Source organism: Bradyrhizobium sp. 27S5 (genome assembly GCF_037217225.1).
GTDB lineage: Bacteria > Pseudomonadota > Alphaproteobacteria > Rhizobiales > Xanthobacteraceae > Bradyrhizobium > Bradyrhizobium septentrionale.
Window position 1 is genome coordinate 5,043,839 of record NZ_CP147714.1, and the last position, 18,655, is coordinate 5,062,493.

20 protein-coding genes are annotated in these 18,655 nt (G+C 65.1%); 4 read left to right on the top strand and 16 right to left on the bottom strand.

From position 1 onward, the window contains the following. Positions 1-6: 6 nt before the first annotated feature. The 5 genes from WDM24_RS23645 to gatC all read right to left on the bottom strand — a co-directional run bounded on the left by WDM24_RS23645 (position 7) and on the right by gatC (position 3,884). Positions 7-1,368: a patatin-like phospholipase family protein gene (locus tag WDM24_RS23645; protein WP_338832436.1), complete on the bottom strand. Its 1,362-nt coding sequence runs from the start codon at positions 1,366-1,368 to the stop codon at positions 7-9. A 159-nt stretch (positions 1,369-1,527) separates the two neighbouring features. Next, a complete protein-coding gene (locus WDM24_RS23650; RefSeq protein ID WP_166294444.1) occupies positions 1,528-1,812 on the bottom strand; it encodes a hypothetical protein in 285 nt (94 codons plus the stop codon). A gap of 3 nt (positions 1,813-1,815) precedes the next feature. Next, positions 1,816-3,291: an Asp-tRNA(Asn)/Glu-tRNA(Gln) amidotransferase subunit GatA gene (gatA, locus tag WDM24_RS23655; protein ID WP_338827191.1), complete on the bottom strand. Its 1,476-nt coding sequence runs from the start codon at positions 3,289-3,291 to the stop codon at positions 1,816-1,818. Next, on the bottom strand, positions 3,288-3,518 hold the full coding sequence (locus WDM24_RS23660; RefSeq protein WP_166205566.1) for a hypothetical protein: 231 nt from the start codon (positions 3,516-3,518) through the stop codon (positions 3,288-3,290). Before WDM24_RS23660 ends, gatA begins: the two co-directional genes overlap by 4 nt. Positions 3,519-3,596: 78 nt before the next feature. Beyond that, complete coding sequence (gene gatC, locus WDM24_RS23665; protein ID WP_338827193.1) at positions 3,597-3,884, bottom strand: Asp-tRNA(Asn)/Glu-tRNA(Gln) amidotransferase subunit GatC; 288 nt, start codon at positions 3,882-3,884, stop codon at positions 3,597-3,599. Positions 3,885-4,251: 367 nt separating this feature from the next. Here gatC and WDM24_RS23670 point away from each other — a divergent pair, with 367 nt between their 5' ends. Next, a complete protein-coding gene (locus WDM24_RS23670) occupies positions 4,252-4,422 on the top strand; it encodes a hypothetical protein (protein WP_166294440.1) in 171 nt (56 codons plus the stop codon). Here WDM24_RS23670 and WDM24_RS23675 read toward each other — a convergent pair. Further along, positions 4,413-5,492 carry a nitronate monooxygenase family protein gene (locus WDM24_RS23675; RefSeq protein WP_338689331.1) on the bottom strand — a complete coding sequence of 360 codons (1,080 nt, stop codon included), beginning with the start codon at positions 5,490-5,492 and terminating at the stop codon, positions 4,413-4,415. The genes WDM24_RS23670 and WDM24_RS23675 overlap by 10 nt on opposite strands. Positions 5,493-5,601: 109 nt before the next feature. Next, positions 5,602-6,618, bottom strand: a complete 1,017-nt coding sequence (locus tag WDM24_RS23680; protein WP_338827196.1) for a nitronate monooxygenase — start codon at positions 6,616-6,618, stop codon at positions 5,602-5,604. Positions 6,619-6,736: 118 nt separating this feature from the next. On the opposite strand from WDM24_RS23680, the gene WDM24_RS23685 reads away from it, so the two are divergent. The 3 genes from WDM24_RS23685 to WDM24_RS23695 all read left to right on the top strand — a co-directional run bounded on the left by WDM24_RS23685 (position 6,737) and on the right by WDM24_RS23695 (position 9,115). Next, a complete protein-coding gene (locus WDM24_RS23685; protein ID WP_166294436.1) occupies positions 6,737-7,627 on the top strand; it encodes a LysR family transcriptional regulator in 891 nt (296 codons plus the stop codon). Between the two features lie 76 nt (positions 7,628-7,703). Continuing rightward, a complete protein-coding gene (gene ruvX, locus WDM24_RS23690) occupies positions 7,704-8,186 on the top strand; it encodes a Holliday junction resolvase RuvX (RefSeq protein ID WP_166306609.1) in 483 nt (160 codons plus the stop codon). Positions 8,187-8,188: 2 nt separating this feature from the next. Further along, on the top strand, positions 8,189-9,115 hold the full coding sequence (locus WDM24_RS23695) for an AEC family transporter (protein WP_338827199.1): 927 nt from the start codon (positions 8,189-8,191) through the stop codon (positions 9,113-9,115). Here the strand turns inward: WDM24_RS23695 and WDM24_RS23700 are convergent. The 9 genes from WDM24_RS23700 to WDM24_RS23740 all read right to left on the bottom strand — a co-directional run bounded on the left by WDM24_RS23700 (position 9,112) and on the right by WDM24_RS23740 (position 18,491). After that, entirely contained in the window at positions 9,112-9,903 is a 792-nt protein-coding gene (locus tag WDM24_RS23700; RefSeq protein WP_338827201.1) for a type II CAAX endopeptidase family protein, read from the bottom strand. The genes WDM24_RS23695 and WDM24_RS23700 overlap by 4 nt on opposite strands. 17 nt (positions 9,904-9,920) lie before the next feature. Further along, positions 9,921-10,691, bottom strand: a complete 771-nt coding sequence (locus WDM24_RS23705; protein WP_338827203.1) for a CPBP family intramembrane glutamic endopeptidase — start codon at positions 10,689-10,691, stop codon at positions 9,921-9,923. 128 nt (positions 10,692-10,819) lie between these two features. Further along, positions 10,820-12,463: an isovaleryl-CoA dehydrogenase gene (locus WDM24_RS23710; RefSeq protein WP_338827205.1), complete on the bottom strand. Its 1,644-nt coding sequence runs from the start codon at positions 12,461-12,463 to the stop codon at positions 10,820-10,822. 262 nt (positions 12,464-12,725) lie between these two features. After that, complete coding sequence (locus WDM24_RS23715) at positions 12,726-13,682, bottom strand: outer membrane protein (protein WP_338689344.1); 957 nt, start codon at positions 13,680-13,682, stop codon at positions 12,726-12,728. 184 nt (positions 13,683-13,866) lie between these two features. Further along, on the bottom strand, positions 13,867-14,319 hold the full coding sequence (locus WDM24_RS23720; protein WP_338827207.1) for a hypothetical protein: 453 nt from the start codon (positions 14,317-14,319) through the stop codon (positions 13,867-13,869). A gap of 35 nt (positions 14,320-14,354) precedes the next feature. Further along, the gene (locus WDM24_RS23725) at positions 14,355-14,768 is read right to left on the bottom strand and encodes a hypothetical protein (protein ID WP_338827208.1); all 414 of its coding nucleotides are present in this window, start codon (positions 14,766-14,768) and stop codon (positions 14,355-14,357) included. Between the two features lie 145 nt (positions 14,769-14,913). Continuing rightward, the gene (locus WDM24_RS23730) at positions 14,914-16,914 is read right to left on the bottom strand and encodes a serine hydrolase (protein ID WP_338827209.1); all 2,001 of its coding nucleotides are present in this window, start codon (positions 16,912-16,914) and stop codon (positions 14,914-14,916) included. 212 nt (positions 16,915-17,126) lie between these two features. After that, positions 17,127-17,618 (bottom strand): cupin domain-containing protein, encoded by a 492-nt coding sequence (locus WDM24_RS23735; protein ID WP_338827210.1) that lies wholly within the window; start codon positions 17,616-17,618, stop codon positions 17,127-17,129. Between the two features lie 114 nt (positions 17,619-17,732). Beyond that, positions 17,733-18,491: a M15 family metallopeptidase gene (locus WDM24_RS23740; protein WP_338827211.1), complete on the bottom strand. Its 759-nt coding sequence runs from the start codon at positions 18,489-18,491 to the stop codon at positions 17,733-17,735. Positions 18,492-18,655 lie beyond the last annotated feature (164 nt).

Consider the following 18,655-nt stretch of genomic DNA (forward strand, 5'->3'; position numbering starts at 1 on the left):
CGCAGATCAGAGCCCGCGCCGGAACTGCTGATAGGCCTTGCTTGCCCGCAGCGCGTCGGCGCCGCCCACAATCAGCTGGTCGACCTGCTCGGGCGGCAGCGAAAGCCGCGTCGGGATGGCGTTCAGGATGCCGGCACGCTCCGGTCCGAGCCGGTCGAAGCCGAGCCGCTCGACATAGATCGCGACGTCGCCGCACTTCCAGCCCACGCCGACGCCGAGCCTCGTGCGATCCGCCGCCGACAGGCCGCAGCGCCAGCGCTTCAGCTTGCCGGACCAGTCGTTGGCGAGCGCCGTGAACGCCGCGTAGCTCGAGCGCACGCTGGCATCGATCGCGGTGTCGGCGGCCGCCGACACCAGCTCGACGCCGTTCGGCCCTTCCAGCGTCTGCACGAAGTCGCCGGAGATGCCGCGGCCGGCGTCGACCACCAGGAACAGGATGCGCCTGAGCTTGGCCGCCTGGCGTTCGTTCAAGGGCTCGTACGGACGCTGGGCTGCGAGCAGCCCGATGCTCAGCCCCGACAGGCCGTAATTGTCGACCAGGCCGCCATCGAGCAGCTTGACATAGCGCATCGAGCCGTCGCGGTAGCGCGCCTGGGCCTCGGCGTAGGAGCGCAGCAGCGGCTGCGCGTTCGGATCGTTGCGCACCCGCTCGAGCCACGGCGGCAGCGGCGCCGAGCAGCCGCCGGGAAAGGTTTCAAGCACGATCGGCGCAAATGCCAGCGGCACCGCAGCGGATGCGGCGACCGCTTCGGCGATACGATAGGAGCGGATGTCGCTGCACAGCGCATCGAACGCGGTCTTGCCGAACACGAACGGCGTGCGGTTGTAGATGTCGGACGCGTTGATCCAGACCCGCGGGCGGCGGTCGTCGGGCAATGCCTCGAACCGCGCGCCATTGAACAGATTGCGATCGAGCCAGTCGGTGAACTGGCTGTCGTTGACGCCGCCGCCCAGCGCGCGCCCGATATTGCCGAGCGAGATCCGGGTCTTCAGTCCCTCCTCGGCGTTGCGCAGCAGGAAGCGCTCGCGGAAATCGTCGAGCGCGGCGCGCCGCTTCAATCCGAAATAGGCGGCGGTGATCGAGCCGCCGGATACACCGGAGACGAAGTCGACGCGGTCGAGCAGCGTCTTGGTGCCTACAGCGCTGGAGCGCGTGCGGTCGAGCTCTTCCAGCACGCCGAAGGAAAACGCCGCGGCACGGGTGCCGCCGCCGGAGAACGACAAGGCAAGCAGCAGGTCGTCTTCATAACTTGGAATGTCGCTGACGCCATTGGTGTCGGCAGCCACGGCGCCGAGCGGCACATTGCCGGGCAGATTGTAGACGGATGCGCAGCCGGCAAGGCCCACCGCCGTCACGGCCACCAGCAGCGCTGACAGCCATCCCCCTATCCCCGACCCACGCACGAATACTCTCTTGCCGCTGGCCCCCGCCCGGTTCCGTTAGCCTATCACGGCCAATCTGGGCGGCGGCATGGCGGACAGAACAGGGTTAATGATCGCGGTGCCTCGGCACCGGTGCCCGCACGCTCACGAGGCCGAAAGCACGGAGACGATCCGCTCCCATTCGGCCTCAACGGTGTCCGTTGCGATCGGCTGGCCGGCCCGCCGATACCAGTAGCCGGCATTGCCGAGATCGCCCTCGACGCGATGCAGATAGGCATGCACCCAGGCCGAATTGGCGTCACCCTCGTCCTGCACGATGCCGTGCGCCCTGTGCCAATCGCCTTTCTTCGCCCACCACAATGCGGCGAGCTGCGGCGACAGCGCCGCATCAGGCGCAGCGTCGGCGAGACTGGCGCGGAAATCCGCCATCGCTCACCACCATTTCGGCGGCGTGAAACGGCCGGCCGCCTGTTCGATCACTTCGCCGAGCGAGAACAGCGTCTCCTCGTCGAAGGGGCGACCGATCAGTTGCAGGCCGAGCGGCAGGCCCTGCGAGTCCTTGCCCGCGGGCACGGCGATGCCGGGCAGGCCCGCCATGTTCACGGTCACCGTGAAGATGTCGTTGAGATACATCTCGACCGGATCGGCGCCGCCCTTCTCGCCGATGCCGAACGCCGCCGACGGCGTCGCCGGCGTCAGGATCGCGTTCACGCCCTTGGCGAAGCAGTCTTCGAAATCCTTCTTGATCAGCGTCCGCACCTTCTGCGCCCGTAGATAATAGGCATCGTAGTAGCCGGCGGAGAGCACATAGGTGCCGATCAGCACGCGGCGGCGCACCTCGTGGCCAAAGCCGTCGGCGCGGGTGTTCTCGTACATCTCGATGATGCTCTTGCCCGGCTCGCGCAGTCCGTAGCGCACGCCGTCATAACGCGCGAGGTTCGACGAGGCCTCCGCCGGCGCCACGATGTAATAGGCCGGCAGCGCGTATTTGGTGTGCGGCAGCGACACCTCGACGAGCTCGGCGCCGGCGGCCTTCAGCCATTGCGCGCCCTCGCTCCAGAGTTTCTCGATTTCGGCCGGCATGCCGTCGAGCCGATACTCCCTGGGAATGCCGATCTTCATGCCCTTCACGGACTTGCCGATCGCGGCCTCGTAATCAGGCACAGCGATGTCGACCGATGTGGTGTCCTTCGGATCGTGCCCCGCCATCGAGCGCATCAGGATCGCGGCGTCGCGCGTCGTGCGCGCGATCGGACCGGCCTGGTCGAGCGAGGACGCAAAGGCGACGATGCCCCAGCGCGAGCAGCGGCCATAGGTCGGCTTGATGCCGACGGTTGCGGTGAACGCGGCCGGTTGGCGGATCGAGCCGCCGGTGTCGGTCGCGGTTGCGCCCATGCAGAGCGATGCCGCCACCGCCGAAGCCGAGCCGCCTGACGAGCCGCCCGGCACCAGCGTGGTGTTGGAGCCTTCGCGCCGCCACGGGTTGGTGACCGGGCCGAAGCACGAGGTCTCGTTCGACGAGCCCATCGCGAACTCGTCATTGTTGAGCTTGCCGAGCAGCACCGCGCCGTCGCGCCAGAGCTGCGAGGTCACCGTTGACTCGTAGGGCGGGGTGAAGTTGCCCAGGATCCTGGAGCATGCCGTGGTCCTGATGTCGCGGGTCGCGAACAGGTCCTTGATGCCGAGCGGAATGCCGGCCAGCGGCCCGCCCTCGCCTTTAACAATTTTCTCGTCGACGGCCTCGGCCATCTCGCGGGCGCGGTCCGGTGTCTCGAGCACATAGGCATTGAGCACGCGCGCGGCTTCGATGGCGGCGAGATGCGCATCAGTCAGCTCAACGGCGGTGAAAGACTTGCCCACCAGGCCCTCGCGGGCCTCGGCAATCGTCAGCGATGTCAAATCGGTCATTTATTGATCGGGCTGCAGAAGAAGGGAGAAAGGGTCTTGTCGTTGGCGGGATCGTCCTGCCGCGCTTTGGCATTTTCCTTGGCGCGCGCGGCGTCGAGCGCCTCGAGCTGGTCGAGCACCGCGTCGATCGCCTCGTTGGGATCGGCGACCTTTCCCTTGCGCTCCATCACATCGAGGAAGTCCATATAGGCCTTGTAGGCCTTCTCATCGTCGCACAGCAGACACATCGGACTTTGTCGCTTTTGTTTGACGCGTTTTCTTCACGCGAACCGGTATCCACTTCGCTCGAAAACGCTATGCTAGAGTTACTCGACCACCTTCGGCACCAGGAAGAAGTGGTTCACGGTATCGGGCGCATTGCGGACGATGTCGTCGGCGATCTCGCCGTCATTGACCAAATCGGCGCGCTTCTTCATCTCCATCGGCGTCACCGAGGTCATCGGCTCGACGCCGTCGATATTCACTTCCGACAGCTGCTCGACGAAGGCCAGCATCGCGTTCAGCTCCCCCTGGAGATGGGGAACTTCGTCGTCGCTGACCGCGATCCGCGCCAGATGGGCGATGCGGCGGACGGTCATGGCGTCTACGGACATTATATAGGGCCTCAAGGCTGAAAAGGTCAGCCCGCCGTATAGCAGAGGCCGGTTTTGCGCCGCAACCGCGCTGGGCGCGCGGCTGGCCTCAGACCCCCTGCCGGACGGCCGATCAGGCGCCCGGCAGCCGATGATTCCGGCGGCAAAACCCGCGACGAAACCACTTTGCGGACCCGGCGCAGTCGTCCTGAAACATTCGCGGCGCCTACTCCCCTCAAATAGAAAAGTACGGGAGTCCGTCATGTCCATGCGTGAAATCACCCCCCAGCCGGGAGGCTGGGACCCTGCCCTCTGGTCGATCGGTACCGCGATCGGTGTCGCGATCCTTTACGTGGCCTGTCTGGTCTGAACGAGACGAGAAATAGCCATGTCCCAGGCAAAAATTCTGCAGGACAAGGCCGAGATGTTCGAGCGCCGCGCCGAAAGCGCCACGGATCCGATCTCCCGGCAACATTACAAGGAAATGGCCGCGCATTATCGCAGGCTCGCGACCGAGCATCTGGAGGTCAACCAGAGCGAGCCCGCGCGTCAGGCCTGAGATAATGCCCCCATCCGCGCCAGCGCGGCGCCTGCCAGCGCGCGGGTCAGCTCGGCTGCGGGCATTTCCTTGCCCATCCGCACCGCCTGCCCGGCCCACAGATTGGTGAAATCGACCTTGCCCTGTTTTTCGGCAGCCGCCTTCAGCGGGCCGAGCGCGGTCGCCGCATGCGGGAACGCCGGCGCGTCCGGTGAGATCGGGCCGACCTCGCGCATCACGCGATTGGCGACGCCGCGGGCCGGACGGCCGGTCATCACATTGGTGATGACGGTCGATTCATCGCTGGCCTGCGCCAGCGCGATCCGGCCTGCCGCGGTCACCTTGGACTCCGGACAGCGCAGATAGGCCGTGCCGATCTGCACAGCGGAGGCCCCGAGCGCGAACGCCGCCGCGATCCCGCGTCCATCCGCAATGCCGCCGGCCGCGACCACCGGCAGCTTCACCGCATCCACGACCTGCGGCAGCAGCGAGAAGGTGCCGGGCTGCTCGGCGATGGTCTCGGTCAGGAACATGGCGCGATGGCCGCCGGCATCGGCGCCTTGCGCGATGATGACGTCGGCGCCGTTCTCCTCGAGCCAGATCGCCTCCTTCACGGTGGTGGCCGACGACATCACGATGGCGCCCGCCGCCTTCACCCGCTGCAACAGTTTTGCCTCCGGCAGGCCGAAATGGAAGCTGACGACCTCCGGCTTCAACTCCTCGACCACCGCGCAGAATGCCGCATCGAACGGCGCACGGTTCGCCGCGTTGATCGGCGCATCCGGATCGAGGCCATGTTCGCGATAGTATGGCGTCAGCCGCTGCCGCCATTGCGCCTCGCGCGCCGGATCGGCATCGACCGCCTTGTGGCAGAAGAAGTTGAGGTTTACAGGCGCAGACACGCGCTGGCGGATGATGTTGACCTGCTCACGCGCCTTCTCGGCCGACAGCATCGCGCATGGCAGCGAGCCGAGCCCGCCGCCCTGTGCCACCGCAATCGCCAGTTCGGCATCCATCACGCCGGCCATCGGCGCCAGCACGATCGGGAACTCGGTCTTGAAACGATCGATCAATCGACGGTCTGGCCACATGGTGTGTCTCTTTCCTGGCTTGCTCGGAAGTACCCTCTCCCCTTGTGGGAGAGGGTGCGCTCGCGAAGCGAGCGCGGGTGAGGGGTTTGTCTCCGCGGATGCAGACCCCTCATCCGACGCGGACTTTGTCCGCGCCACCTTCTCCCACAAGGGGAGAAGGGAAGAAATTGCGCCGGCCCTGCAGCGACTGCTCGGCTTCGGTGACGATGCGGCCGACGATCTCGGCCGCCGGAACGATATCATGGATCAGCCCGACGGACTCGCCGGCAAACACCGCGGCGATGTCGAAATTGCCCGCGGCTCTTGCCGCGGCGTACTCCGCCGCGATCTCGTCCGCGCGCTGCATCAGCTCGATCTCGCGGCCGCTCCAGCGCCGCAGATGGTCGTTGGCAAGCGAGCGCGCGGTGAACGGCGCCGGCCACATCAATTTGCGCGACCAGTCGAACACCACGCCGCGTACCGTCTCGCCGCTCTTCGCCGCGCAGATCAGCTGCTTCGCCTGCTCGGGCGCGTCGGCCTCGACGCTGGCGTAGAAGCGCGTTCCCATCAGCACGCCGGACGCGCCGAGCATCATCATCGCCGCGACGCCGCGCCCGTCCGCGATGCCGCCGGCCGCAACGACCGGCACGCGCCCCGCCGCGAAATCGATAATCGCCGGCACGATGTCGAGCGTGGTGCGCGAGGCGCCATGACCGCCCGCCTCGGTGCCCTGCGCGATCAGGATGTCGGCGCCGCAATCGAGCGCTTGTTGCGCCATGTCCTCGCTTTGCACCTGGCAGATCAGCAGCGCGCCTGCCGCCTTGATCTTCGGTGCGAACGGCGCGGGATCGCCGAACGACAGCATCACCGCGCGCGGCTTCGCGTCGAGTGCGATATCGATCAGCTCGGGCTGCCTGGCGAGGCTCCAGGTGATGAAGCCGATGCCGAACGGACGGCCAAATCCCCTGAGCGCCGCGGCCTCCGCCTCGAGCCAGGCGCGGTCTCCGTAGCCGCCGCCCAGGATGCCGAAGCCGCCCGCATCACTCACCGCCGTGACCAACCGGCTTCCCGTGATCATGGCCATCGGCGCCAGCAGGATCGGATGTGTGATGCCCAGACGTGCCGTCAATTCGGTGCTGATCGGCATGCGCTCGCTCCCTGTTCTGGACTTGCTGTTCTGGACTCCAAGCCTAAGCGGGCCTAACATTCTCGGAAAATGAATACTAAAGAACGCTACCATCTCTAATTCAGAACGGTGGTCCCCCATGGAATTGACCGACCTGCTCACCTTTTCCACCGTCGCCCGGCTCGGCGGCATCACCCGGGCCGCCGAAGAGCTGAACACCGTGCAGTCCAATGTCACCCAGCGCATCAAGGCGCTGGAGGCCGAGATCGGCACCGCGCTGTTCGAGCGCCACAGCCGCGGCATGTCGCTGACCGGCGCCGGCCGCCGCCTGCTGCCCTACGCGCAGCGCATGGCGGCGCTGTCGCGCGAAGCCGTGCTCGCCGCGCGCGACGATGGCGAGCCGAAGGGGCCGCTGTCGATCGGCTCGATGGAGACCACGGCCGCGGTGCGGCTGCCGGCGCTGCTTGCCGAATTTCATCGCCGCTATCCGGCGGTGCGGCTGACCTTGCGCACCGCGCCGACCGCCGACCTCGTGGCCGCCGTGCTCGACGGCTCGCTCGATGGCGCCTTTGTCGCCGGCCCGATCGAGCATGCCGAGCTCAGCGCGGCGCCCGCATTCGCGGAGGAACTGGTGCTGGTCACCGCACAGCGCTGGACATCGCTCGCCGCGTTACGCGCCGGCACGCCGGAGTCGGGCCCGACCGCGCTGGTGTTCCGCACCGGCTGCACCTACCGGCAGCGGCTCGAACAGGTCTTCACCGAATTCGGCTGGCCGTCGGCCGTCCGCTTCGAGTTCGGCACGCTCGACGGCATGATCGGCTGCGTCGCCGCCGACATGGGCGTCACCCTGCTGCCGCGCGCTGTCGTCGAGCGCGATCACGTGCAGCGCGACGTCCACATCCACAAGCTCAACCCGCAGCACGCGCTTGTCGAGACGCTGTTCATCCAGCGCCGCACCGCGCATCAGTACAGTCCATTGCAGGGACTTGCTGCGTGCCTTGGCGGCGACGAGCGGGTGATCGCCGCCTGATCGGCGTTTTCGCATGGACGGCCGGCTGCCGCCGGGCTTTGCCTCGACGCGCGCCTGCGTGCTAAGCGCTAGCGCCATGCTCGCCCCCATCCTTCCCTTGATCGAAGCCGCGTCGCACTGGCCCGACCGCGGCGCGCTTGTCGGCCTCGACCTCGGCACCAAGACGATCGGCGTTGCCGTCTCCGATCCGGACCGGCGGCTCGCCACCGGCGTCGAGACCATCAAGCGCAAGCAGTTCAAGGCCGACGCGGCGCGGCTGCTCGCGATCGCGGCCGAGCGCAACGCCGTCGGCTTCGTGCTGGGCCTGCCGATCAACATGGACGGCAGCGAAGGCCCGCGCGCGCAATCGACCCGGGCGTTCGCCCGCAATCTCTCCAACCTCACCGCACTGGCGATCGGGCTGTGGGACGAGCGGCTCTCGACCGCGGCGGTCGAGCGCGAGCTGATCGGGATGGATGTCAGTCGCGCGCGCCGCGCCGAGGTGATCGACGAGCACGCCGCGATCTTCATCCTGCAGGGTGCACTGGACCGGCTCGCGAAGCTGCGCGGGGACCGCTGAGGATGGCCGTGGTGATCGCGGCGCTGTTGCCGGTGTTCCTCCTGATCGTGCTCGGCTTCGTCCTGAGGCGCACGCTGATGCGGCTCGACACCCAATGGCACGGGCTGGAACAGCTGACCTATTACGTGCTGTTCCCGATGCTGTTGGTGCAGACGCTGGTGAAGGCCGATCTGACCAAAGTGCCGGTCGCAGGCGTCGGCGGCGCGCTGCTGCTCGCCGCGCTCGTGATGAGCCTGCTGTGTCTCGCGCTGCGTGGCCCGCTCGCCCGCGCCGGGGTCGATGGTCCGGCCTTCAGCTCGATCTTCCAGGGCGCGACCCGCTGGCAGACCTATGTCGCGCTGTCGGTGTCGCGCAATCTCTATGGCAGCGTCGGGCTGGCGCTGGCCTCGGTCGCGATGGTCGCGATCATCCCGCTGGTCAACGTCTTCAGCGTCGCCGTACTGGCGAAATATGCCTCGTCCGAGAAGCGCACTGTGGGCGCGATCGTGATGACCGTGGTGAAGAACCCGCTGATCTGGGCCTGCGTGATCGGGCTCGCCATCAACGTCGCGCACATCGCGCTGCCGCAGATCTGGCACGATGTCGCCGACGCGCTGGGCGGCTCGTCGCTCGCGATCGGCCTGCTCGTCACCGGCGCCGGCCTGCATCTGGAAGGCATCTTCCGCCCCGGCCTCGCCGCCAGCGCCGCGCTGGTCCTGAAGCTGGTCGCAATGCCCGTCCTGACCGTCGCACTCGCCGTGTGGTTCGGCGTCAGCGGCGCCAACCTCGCCATCGTCGCGGCCTGCGCCGCGGTGCCGACCTCGCCGTCAGCCTATGTGCTGGCGCGCCAGATGGGCGGCGACGCCCCGCTGCTCGCCCAGATCATCACGCTGCAGACGATTCTGGCGGCGGTCACGATGCCGATCGTGATTGCCGCGGTTGGACTTTAAACATAAGGCCCTATCATGAAGGAGCTGATGATGTTCATGGCCGAGTGAACGAGCACAGTCAGCCAGGTCGAATTACTCCGCCAACCAAAGTAGCCCAGAGCGAGGCCGAAAACGAATATACAGAAGCGATCGGACCAATCGTATTGAGTGTGGTTGAGAGCCCAAACCACTGATGTCAAGACGATGGCACCGACTGGCCCGAAGAAAGACTGCGACCATCCTCGAAACAAAAAGCCGCGGACAATAAACTCCTCCATGATCGGCGCGGCCAAGCAGCAGCCGATCAGGAAGGTTAGCAAGCCCCCCCGCCCTTGCACGTTCAAACTAGGAGCGATCCAACTCGTATCTGCGCCTACGAAAGCTCGAAAATAGCCCTCCACGATCAGGATGACTGCCGTGATCGCGAATGCGAGAAAAAGCTCTCGTGAACTGGGCCAATTGAGCGCAAGGTATTCGGAAAAGTCCCGATCGAGCTTGCGGACAGAGACCCAAAGCACCGCAACCGCAGCTGGACTTCCGAAGACCAGACCTGCGCCCTGCCAGCGTCCCTCGAACTCAACATGAGCAATCGGGATTGTCCCATACTGCGCGAGTATAAGGACAAAAAGTCCAAGCCCTGCCGTTAGAAGAAACGCGCCGTAAGCGACAAGGCCAATAAGCGTCGTCTCCAGGAAATCCCATACCCGCGGCGATTTCGCCGAAGCCGGGACCGGCGAATTGGCATTCTCGAAGTTCGACATCAGGATTTTTTCTGCAACAACGTTGCAGCGAAGGTGGGCCTGCTTCAAGCTAACATGCGAGACCGCTACCCCGCCAGCCACCAGGTCTGGATCGTGGCCGCGAGGTTGTTCAGCCCGTGCAGCAGGATGGTCAGCCAGGTCGAGCCGGTGCGATAACGGAGGTAGCCGAACAGCAGGCCGATCGAGAGCACCTCGCAGAGGAAGAACCAGTCGTACTGGAGGTGCATGACGGTCCAGACGATCGACGACAGCAGGATCGCGCCGTAGGGGCCGAGCGCAGATTCGGACCAGCCGCGATAGAGCCAGCCGCGCGCGAACAGCTCTTCCCAGAGCGGCGCGGCGACGGCGAAGGCGATCACCAGCAGCCACAGCGCGCTGTGCTCCTGCGCCGATTTCAGCACGTCGCCCATGAAGCCCGGCGTCACCTCGCGGCCGGCGGCGCGGGACACCATGTCCCAGGCCCCGACCAGCACGAGCAGCGCAACGATGCCGATGATGACATTCTTCCACGACGTGCCGCGCAGCCCGAGATAATCCGCGAACGATATCCGGGTCCGGCGGATCGCGAGCCATAGCACCAGCACCACCATCGGCAGGCCGGCGAGCACCGAGAGCGAGATCGTCAGACCGTCGGCGACCACATGGGTGATGCCGGCCACCGACAGCTCTGCGCCCTGCGCCATGATCCGGTAGACGATAACCGCGACCTGGCCGAGGAACATCGCGGCGAAGATGACGAGGCCCCACAGCGCGGTGCCCCAGAACTTCCAGACCCGCGGGGGACGTGGCGCAAGGTCGGTGGCGGCAGTCGCATCCTGCGGCGTGAGAGAATCCATCAGCGAACCTCGGCTCTATCGGTTCGTCATGGCCGGGCTTGTCCCGGCCATCCACGTCTTTTCTTGCTGGATCAAAGCAAAGACGTGGATGCCCGGCACAAGGCCTGGCATGACGGTGGTGAATGTGGTCATGGCAGCGCCCGCGCCAGCAGCGCGCGCTGATCGGAATCGGATAGGTCCACCGCGCCGTACATGCCGGCGTGGCGTTCGGCAAGCCGTGTCGTCGCGAACAGCTCGGCGTTTTTGGGCGAGACCTGGTTGAGCGCCGCGGCGGCCGCCAGCAGCGCAAGCTTCTCGACCGCCAGCCGCGCGATGCGCTCGCTGTCGGAGCGGCGGAATGACTTCCCAATCATCGCAACAGCATCGGCCGCACCCGGCAGGCCCTTGGTCTCGTCGGCGAGCGCGCGCAGCACGGCGAGCGCGGCATCGGCCTCGCGGCCGAGCGCACGCAGCACGTCGAGGCACATCACGTTGCCGGAGCCTTCCCAGATCGCGTTGACCGGCGACTCCCGGTAATGCCGCGCCAAAATGCCCTCCTCGACATAGCCATTGCCGCCGAGGCACTCCATCGCCTCATAGAGGAAGCTAGGTGCGCTCTTGCAGATCCAGTATTTGATCGCCGGCGTCAGCAGCCGCATATAGGCGGCCTCGCCTGCGTCGGTGGGCGCACGATCGAAGGCGCGGCAGAGCCGCATCACCAGCGCGGCCTGCGCCTCGACATGCAGCGCCATGTCGGAGAGCACCGCCTGCATTAGCGGCTGGTCGGCGAGATGCTTCTGGAACACGCTGCGATGCCGCGCGTGATTGAGCGCATGCGCCAACCCCGAGCGCATCAAGCCGGCGGATGCGATCGCGCAATCCTGCCGCGTCAGCTGCACCATCTGGATGATGGTGCGGATGCCCTTGCCCTCCTCGCCGACCAGCTCGGCATACGCGCCGTGGAATTCGACCTCCGAGGAGGCATTGGAGCGGTTGCCGAGCTTTTCCTTCAGCCGCTGGAAGTGGATCGAATTGACCGTGCCGTCGGGCGCAAAGCGCGGCATGAAGAAACAGCTCAGCCCCTGCTCGGCCTGCGCCAGCACCAGGAACGCGTCGCACATCGGCGCCGACATGAACCATTTATGCCCGGTGATGCGATAAGCATCGCCGTCGCGCTCGGCGCGCGTCATGTTGGCGCGCACATCGGTGCCGCCCTGCTTCTCGGTCATGCCCATGCCGAGCGTCATGCCGCGCTTGGTCCACCACGGCGCAAAGCTCGGGTCGTAGGCGCGCGTGCCGATCACCGGCATCGTCTTCGCCAGAATGTCCGGCTGTGAGGCCAGCGCCGCGACCGAGGCGCGCGTCATCGTGATCGGGCAGAGATGGCCAGTCTCGACTTGCGCTGCGATATAGAATTTTGCCGCGCGCACCACTTCGGCCGCGCCACCGGCCGGCCTGCCGTCCGCGGTCCAGGTCGAGTTGTGCACCCCGGCATGCGCGGAGTGCGCCATCAGCTCGTGATAGGCCGGGTGAAACTCGACCTCATCGCGGCGGTTGCCCCTGGCATCGAACATTCGCAGTTTCGGCGTGTTCTCATTGGCGACGCGGCCGCGCTCCGCCATCACGGCAGATCCCCACTGCTTGCCGAAATCGGACAGCTCAGCCGTCGCCGCCGCGCCGCCATTGGCGGCGACGGCCGCGACCAGCGGCGCGTCCGCCGTGAACAGGTCGACATCCCAAAACGGCGGCGACTGGTTGAAGACGTCGTGGGTGGCGAACGGAGCCTGCGTCATGGTCTCCTCGGTAATTGGTCTCGCTGCGCGGACAACCGGTCTCCGCCGGGGTGGATCACGGGCCAGCCGTGGCGCAATGGAATCGATGGATCATAAGCCTGCGCGCCGGTGCCGGGCAGCGAAAAATGCGCTTCAGCCAGGACGTGTACTCAAAAATGGGCCCGCGCGATGCAGGCAGGTGCTGGCCCCGAAGTCGGACATCGGGGAGAGATGATGAAGGCATGTCAGCTAAGGGCCAGAACCAGAAGTCGCCGTAGTCAGATCAGTGGAACTGATAGTTCAGCCCGACGCGCAAGACGTTGTCGGTGAAATGGGTGTGCGTGGTGATAGTGCCGCTGAAGGGCGATGTGATTAACCCCAAACCGGGCGGGTTGACGGACGCGCCAGGAAACGGGCCGATCGTGTCGAGCGATCCCAAGTCGACGTAGAGGTATTCCAATTTCCACGTCCAGCCCATCCCATATGAGATTTTGCCCTCGATCCCTCCGCCAACCGTAAAGCCAACCTTCGTCCTGGAGTCGCTGAAGGCGTTCGCGCTGGGTGTAAGGGCAGCGTTGGTGTTTATTGACCCACTAACACCAGTAACGCCCGACACTTCGACGCGGCCAAAAGCCAAGCCGCCGGTCCCATAGATCAAAACCTGATCGGTTATCAAACCTCCAACACGGCCACGAACTGTCCCAAACCAGTTAATCTTGGCATCATACGTGGTCGCTGCGGTGCCGTTGAGCGTGCCAGTCAGAAGACAGGTCGGAGGACCGTTATTAGGAAATACTACAGGCACCCCCGGTGGGCCCGCGGCCGCGAGCGTGCAAACTGTCGTTGAGAATGGAGCGGCAAACGTATTGCCCCCTCGCTCGCCCGAATCTTGAATATCAGCCTCGAAGCCCAACACCCATCTCGGGCTGAATTGATAATTGTAGCCGACCTGGCCACCGCCGCTGGCGCCATTTAGCTTTGCTGTATTCGAGCCCGCAACCGCAACGCTATTGTTTGGAAAGCCACCTAAGAAGGTTGGAAACACAACGGTGGTCGCGTTGCCTACAACATCGGTATCGGCCTTGCCCCAGCTGTAACCGACGTTGCCGCCCACATACAATCCGGTCCAACTATAGACCGGTGCGGGTGCGGGCGGCGGAGCCTTGACCGGCATGTCTGCCGCGAAAACGGGCGTTCCGACCAGCGCAATGGCTGCAACCGCATTTGCCAGCTTGTTCACTACGGCCTCCAGCAATCGTCAAGGCTAACACGCTCCTACAGGCCGGGCTGTTACCCATTCATCACGACGAAACATTTTTGCAGTGACGAAGTCCGAAATGGGTCATTTGCAGACGTTCCGGGCCGGTCAGGCCATGTCCGCTCTACCGCTAGACGCGGACAATCCAGATTTATCAGTGCCTGCCCTAGATGCTTCCATGCCTGGGCGCATGGCGGCCGAGCCAGCGGTCGACCCAGTCACTGGCGCGGGTCCGGCTCGCCTCCTTCCTGGACGCCTGGACAGGAAAAATGTCGCCGCTGCTCAGTTGCCGGTTATCCGGATAGGCCGCCAGCTGCAGGTTCGACTCATGCGCGGCGCCATCCACCGGGGAGATGTAGAGAAACCGGATCTCGATCTTGTGCTTGATGTCGGAGCCCTGCCATTTCGGATGATGCCGCGCCAGCAGCTCGACAAGCTCGCAAGACAACAGATCGGAGGTCGAGCTCCGCGACCCCTCGGTCCTCTCCATGTAGCATTGCTCCTTGACGCTGCTGACGCGCGCGTCGATCGGCCGGAAGTTCACCCGCTTGTCGAGCTCGCCATAGGCATAGAAGCCCGCGAGGCCGATGGCGATGATCCCGTAGAGCCCCAGACGCATCGTCGAACTCCCATCCTGCCCGACCGCCGCGGCGGTCAGATCGAACGCGTCTTCTCCGCCTTGGTCTTGGAGGCCAACACCGGCAACACGTCGCCGGCGCGCAGCGGCTTGCCGTTAGGGAAGTAGGACATCTGCAGGCTCGACTGGTGCGTGGCTCCATCAACCGGCGAGACATAGACGACGCGCACCTCGATCTTGTGCTTCACGTCATAGCCCTGCCACTTCGGATGCTCCTTGCGCAGCAGCTCGGCAGTTTCGCAGCGAGTCAGGTCGGAAGTAAACGTCGTCTTGGTGATGACCCCGCGCTCGACCTTTTCCAAATAGCACTGCTCGTTGACGCCGCTGATGCGCGCATCGACGCGCTGGTAGTTCGCGCCCTTGTCGTACTGGTCGTAGATCGCGATGCCGGCAGCGCCGACGACAATGATTGCAATGGCTCCGAAACGCATGCTTCGTGCTCCCGTAATGCGCGCACTTGATACGGCCGCAATTAAGGAGTGTTGAACGTGCATTCAGCTGCTTTTGCGATGGCAAGCTTTGTCTTGCCAAGATGCGTCGGATTTGAAGGAAATCCGATCCGGCTTTCGACATCCGCTATTTCGGTGCCGGCGCGATGATCGCCGCCTTCTGCTCCCAGGGCCCGGGATTGAGGATGAGCCCGGAGACCCTGCCCGCCGTGTCCCTGACGAACGCGATCCTGGTGTGATCCTCGTCCTCCACCGCGAATTCGTTGTTCGATGTGGCGACCAGCGGCGTCGCCTTGCCTTTCTCGAACGCAAGGAGCGGCCAGGCCCCCATAGCTTCCGCGACGAGCCTGCCCTGCTCGACGCGAAGCTGAAGCTGGACCGTATCGACACTCCGCGCAGCCCGCACAACGCTGAGCTCGTTTGCACCGTCTTGCCCCTTGTGGACCGTCTTCATCCTGATCGCCGTGTCGGCCTGCCCTCGCAGCCGGGCCAGCACGTCGCCGAGCGAACGTCCCTTGAGCGGCGCGCCGTCGAGTTCGGTGATCAGATCGCCCGCCACTACGCCGGCCTTGGCTGCGGGGCTGTGAGGAAGCGGCCGATTGATCCGCAGGCCCTCCGGCTCCATCGTGACGAACGCCTCGATGCCGAGCCAGCCGGTTTTGCCGTCGGCCAGGCCCTGCCGGTCGCGCGAACTCACCGAGGCGCCGAAATCATACATCCCGGCATAGTCGGCGAGCGCTTCCGGGCTCGCCATCGCCGATCCCGCCGGCGGAGCAGACGAGGACGACCCGGCAACCGTCAATGCGCCATAGGTGAGATGATTGATCCCGGCGTAGCGCAGCGCTGCGCGTCCCTTGCTGCCGGGCGTCGCCTGGATCATCTGCAGGCCGATCAGTTTCTCCACCGGATCGATCCAGAAATAGGTGCCCCACAACCCGGCCCAGGAATAGCTTCCGACGGCGCCCGGTATCCAGCTGAAGACGGGATTGACGCGGATCCCGAAGCCAAGCCCAAAGGTCGTTCCGGCGCGGCTGCCGACCTCGTCACCGCCAAAGATCCGAGCGTCCGGAGACAGCGCGTTCGTCGTCATCTGCTTCACCGCCTGCGGGCTGAGCAGGCGCACGCCATCGAGCTCACCCTCGTTGAGAAGCATCTGGCAAAAGCGCAGATAGTCGGGCGCGGTCGACACCAGTCCGCCGCCGCCGGAAAACAGCTTCGTCGGCTTCGTGACATCCCAGATCGGCGGCCGTTCCGGCATGGGAGAATCGACCAGGCGGTCGAGCTTCTCTTTCGGCACATAGAAGCCCGTGTCGACCATATGCAACGGCGCGAAGATGCGGCTCTGCAGGAATTGGTCGAAAGACTGACCGGACACGACCTCGACAATGCGGCCGAGCACGTCGGCGTTCCAGCCATATTCATGGACTTCGCCCGGCTGATGGGCGAGCGGCAAGCTGGCCAGACTGGAGACGAAATCCGCCAACGTCTTGTCGCGCCTGAACACAGCCTTCGAGCCGTAGAGCATGTGGATCACCCGGATCGCAAATTCGGCGTCCGCGTCCGAAAGGCCGCGTTCCGGATAGGCAAAATCCATTTCCGGGTAGATCAGGCCCGACGTATGCCGCAGCAGATCGCGAACCGTCATCGGCCGCTTCGGCGGATCGAGCCCGTATTCCGTCTTGCCGGTGGCCGGGTCGGTCTTCAGGGACGCGACCCGCATCTCCGCAAGCTCGGGCAGATACCGCACAACCGGTGCGTCGAGGTCGAGCTTGCCCTCGTCGACCAGCATCATGGCAGCGACGCTGGTCACCGGCTTCGACATCGACGCGATCCAGAAGATCGAATCCGTCTTCATCGGCACGGTTTTGGCGCGGTCCTGAAATCCGATCGCCTGCAAATAGGCGAGCTTGCCGCCTTTGGCGATCGCGACCACGGCGCCGGGCAAAAGGCCGTCCGACGGCGAGAAGGCATCGAAGCGGCCCTGGTACCAGGGCGCGATCCGCGCCAGCCGCGCGGCGGAGAAGCCCAGGCTCGTTGCGTCGCCCGGAGTCGTCAGCTCGTCGGCGGACGCCGGCCCCAACAGACAAAGCGCGATCGAAATCGTCCGTATCGACGCGATCAGTTTCATCCGGGGCATCTCCACATCACGACTTGCGGGGTCCGAGCCCGCCGCATCGAAAATGGCACGGACAACGCCCCCGCGGCGCGCCGATTTCCGCGCCGGATTGGCCGAATTCTGTAAACGGCCAGATTTACTTCGGAATCGGCGACTGGAATTGACGGCACGACGATGCCACGTCCGCTTTGCCCTGCTAGCGGTGGGCAAATGTTTGAGCCCGCCTAGGCGAATTCGGCCCCGTATTTGAGGGCGACCGCGTTGATCTCTTCCCGCGTCAATTGCTTTCGCGGCTCGCCGGGTCGGCTGCAGGTTTCGCGAAAGAAACCGTCGAGGCCCGGGGGCACCATGATCCACAGCAGAACCAGCTCCCGGTCTGGACTACTGAACCCATGCCATGTGTTTCTGGGTATGAAAATCGTTCCATCTTTTTCGCAGGCGTGCCGCACATCGTTGAGTGTGACCGTGCCGCTGCCTTCCAGAACGTAGAAGGCTTCGTCCCTGTCGAGGTGTCGGTGAAGGGGAATGCCCGAGCCCTTGGGCAACTGCTGAATGCCGAGGCCAATGTTGTTGGACCCCGTCATGGGGTCGGCTTTGATGAAGATGTTGCCACCATCGCGAAAATGGATCAGGTGCTCACCCTCTCCGGCACCAAGCAGATAGCCCTGCGGCACCGGGGTGTGCGACTTCGCCTCGATTGGCTTGCTGTCTGGCATCGCGTGCTCCATTGGCCGATACGCAACAATGAAGAAGCCACAATAGCAAAATGCATCACGAACGCCCGTGGCCAAGAACGGCGTTGGGTCGTCTCTACAGCGGCGGCTGTGGTCCTAGCGCGCCCGCGCGATCGGGAAATCGTAAGCCGCCGCGCCCGCGCCCGGCAGCGAGAAGTGCCACCATTCCCTCCAATAATTCACAAAACCCTGGCGGGCCAGCGCCGCGACCAGAAGGTTGCGCCAGCGCCGCTGTGCGGGCGTGATGGAGCTGGCAGCGGTGTGTCCCTTCACGTCGGAGCAGTCATAGCCGGTGCCCATGTCGACGCTGCCCTCGGGCGCGCGCGCCGCGACCGGCGCCGTGCAATCGGCGTAGGCGCGCGCAGGATCGAATGCCCCCGAATTGTCCGCGGTCAGATCGACCAGCGTCAGATCGACCGCCGCCCCGGTCGAATGACCGGAATGGGTGGCGATATAGCCGAGGCGGAACAGATCGGCTTTCGAGAACGCCGGGTTGTAGCGCCGCTCGGCCGCGGTCTCCCTGCCGTTCTTCGACCATGCCACCATGTCGGCGACAGCGCGGGCCGGCCGGTAGCAATCGAACATCTTCAGCGACAATTTCTGCCGCGCCAGTTCCTGCTGCACGGCCTTGAGCCGAAGCCCGACCTCGCGCTTGACCACGCATTCCGCCGCACCATAGCCCGCGAGCGGCCGGCCCATGAAATTGTTCGAACTGGCGTAGCGGATGTCCTGGATGATGGTCGGATCGATGTCGCGCAGGAACGCGAAGCCGCCGGGCACGCCTTGGGCCACGCCTTGGGCAAGCGCCGGTGAGACCAGGCCGGCAACAGCGACGAGGATCACGACAATTTTCATCAGTTCTCGCTCCGGCGCAGTCGCCGGGTCGATCCCGGCTGTCCACGTCTTGTTCCCGAAACGCCCGCAAAAGCAAGGCGTGGACACCCGGGATAGGCCCGGGCATGACGGCGGAGAAGGCCGTCACATCTTACTCGGGGAAAACTCCCCCTAGCCCTCTTCGC

Bases quoted from the DNA above. Each gene is read 5' to 3' on its own strand.
- WDM24_RS23740 (WP_338827211.1), bottom strand. From the start codon at position 18,491: ATGAAAATTGTCGTGATCCTCGTCGCTGTTGCCGGCCTGGTCTCACCG.
- ruvX (WP_166306609.1), top strand. From the start codon at position 7,704: ATGCTCGCCCCCATCCTTCCCTTGATCGAAGCCGCGTCGCACTGGCCC.
- WDM24_RS23680 (WP_338827196.1), bottom strand. From the start codon at position 6,618: ATGCCGATCAGCACCGAATTGACGGCACGTCTGGGCATCACACATCCG.
- WDM24_RS23650 (WP_166294444.1), bottom strand. From the start codon at position 1,812: ATGGCGGATTTCCGCGCCAGTCTCGCCGACGCTGCGCCTGATGCGGCG.
- gatA (WP_338827191.1), bottom strand. From the start codon at position 3,291: ATGACCGATTTGACATCGCTGACGATTGCCGAGGCCCGCGAGGGCCTG.
- gatC (WP_338827193.1), bottom strand. From the start codon at position 3,884: ATGTCCGTAGACGCCATGACCGTCCGCCGCATCGCCCATCTGGCGCGG.
- WDM24_RS23670 (WP_166294440.1), top strand. From the start codon at position 4,252: ATGTCCCAGGCAAAAATTCTGCAGGACAAGGCCGAGATGTTCGAGCGC.
- WDM24_RS23725 (WP_338827208.1), bottom strand. From the start codon at position 14,768: ATGCGTTTCGGAGCCATTGCAATCATTGTCGTCGGCGCTGCCGGCATC.
- WDM24_RS23730 (WP_338827209.1), bottom strand. From the start codon at position 16,914: ATGAAACTGATCGCGTCGATACGGACGATTTCGATCGCGCTTTGTCTG.
- WDM24_RS23660 (WP_166205566.1), bottom strand. From the start codon at position 3,518: ATGTGTCTGCTGTGCGACGATGAGAAGGCCTACAAGGCCTATATGGAC.
- WDM24_RS23735 (WP_338827210.1), bottom strand. From the start codon at position 17,618: ATGCCAGACAGCAAGCCAATCGAGGCGAAGTCGCACACCCCGGTGCCG.
- WDM24_RS23685 (WP_166294436.1), top strand. From the start codon at position 6,737: ATGGAATTGACCGACCTGCTCACCTTTTCCACCGTCGCCCGGCTCGGC.
- WDM24_RS23695 (WP_338827199.1), top strand. From the start codon at position 8,189: ATGGCCGTGGTGATCGCGGCGCTGTTGCCGGTGTTCCTCCTGATCGTG.
- WDM24_RS23710 (WP_338827205.1), bottom strand. From the start codon at position 12,463: ATGACGCAGGCTCCGTTCGCCACCCACGACGTCTTCAACCAGTCGCCG.
- WDM24_RS23720 (WP_338827207.1), bottom strand. From the start codon at position 14,319: ATGCGTCTGGGGCTCTACGGGATCATCGCCATCGGCCTCGCGGGCTTC.
- WDM24_RS23705 (WP_338827203.1), bottom strand. From the start codon at position 10,691: ATGGATTCTCTCACGCCGCAGGATGCGACTGCCGCCACCGACCTTGCG.
- WDM24_RS23675 (WP_338689331.1), bottom strand. From the start codon at position 5,492: ATGTGGCCAGACCGTCGATTGATCGATCGTTTCAAGACCGAGTTCCCG.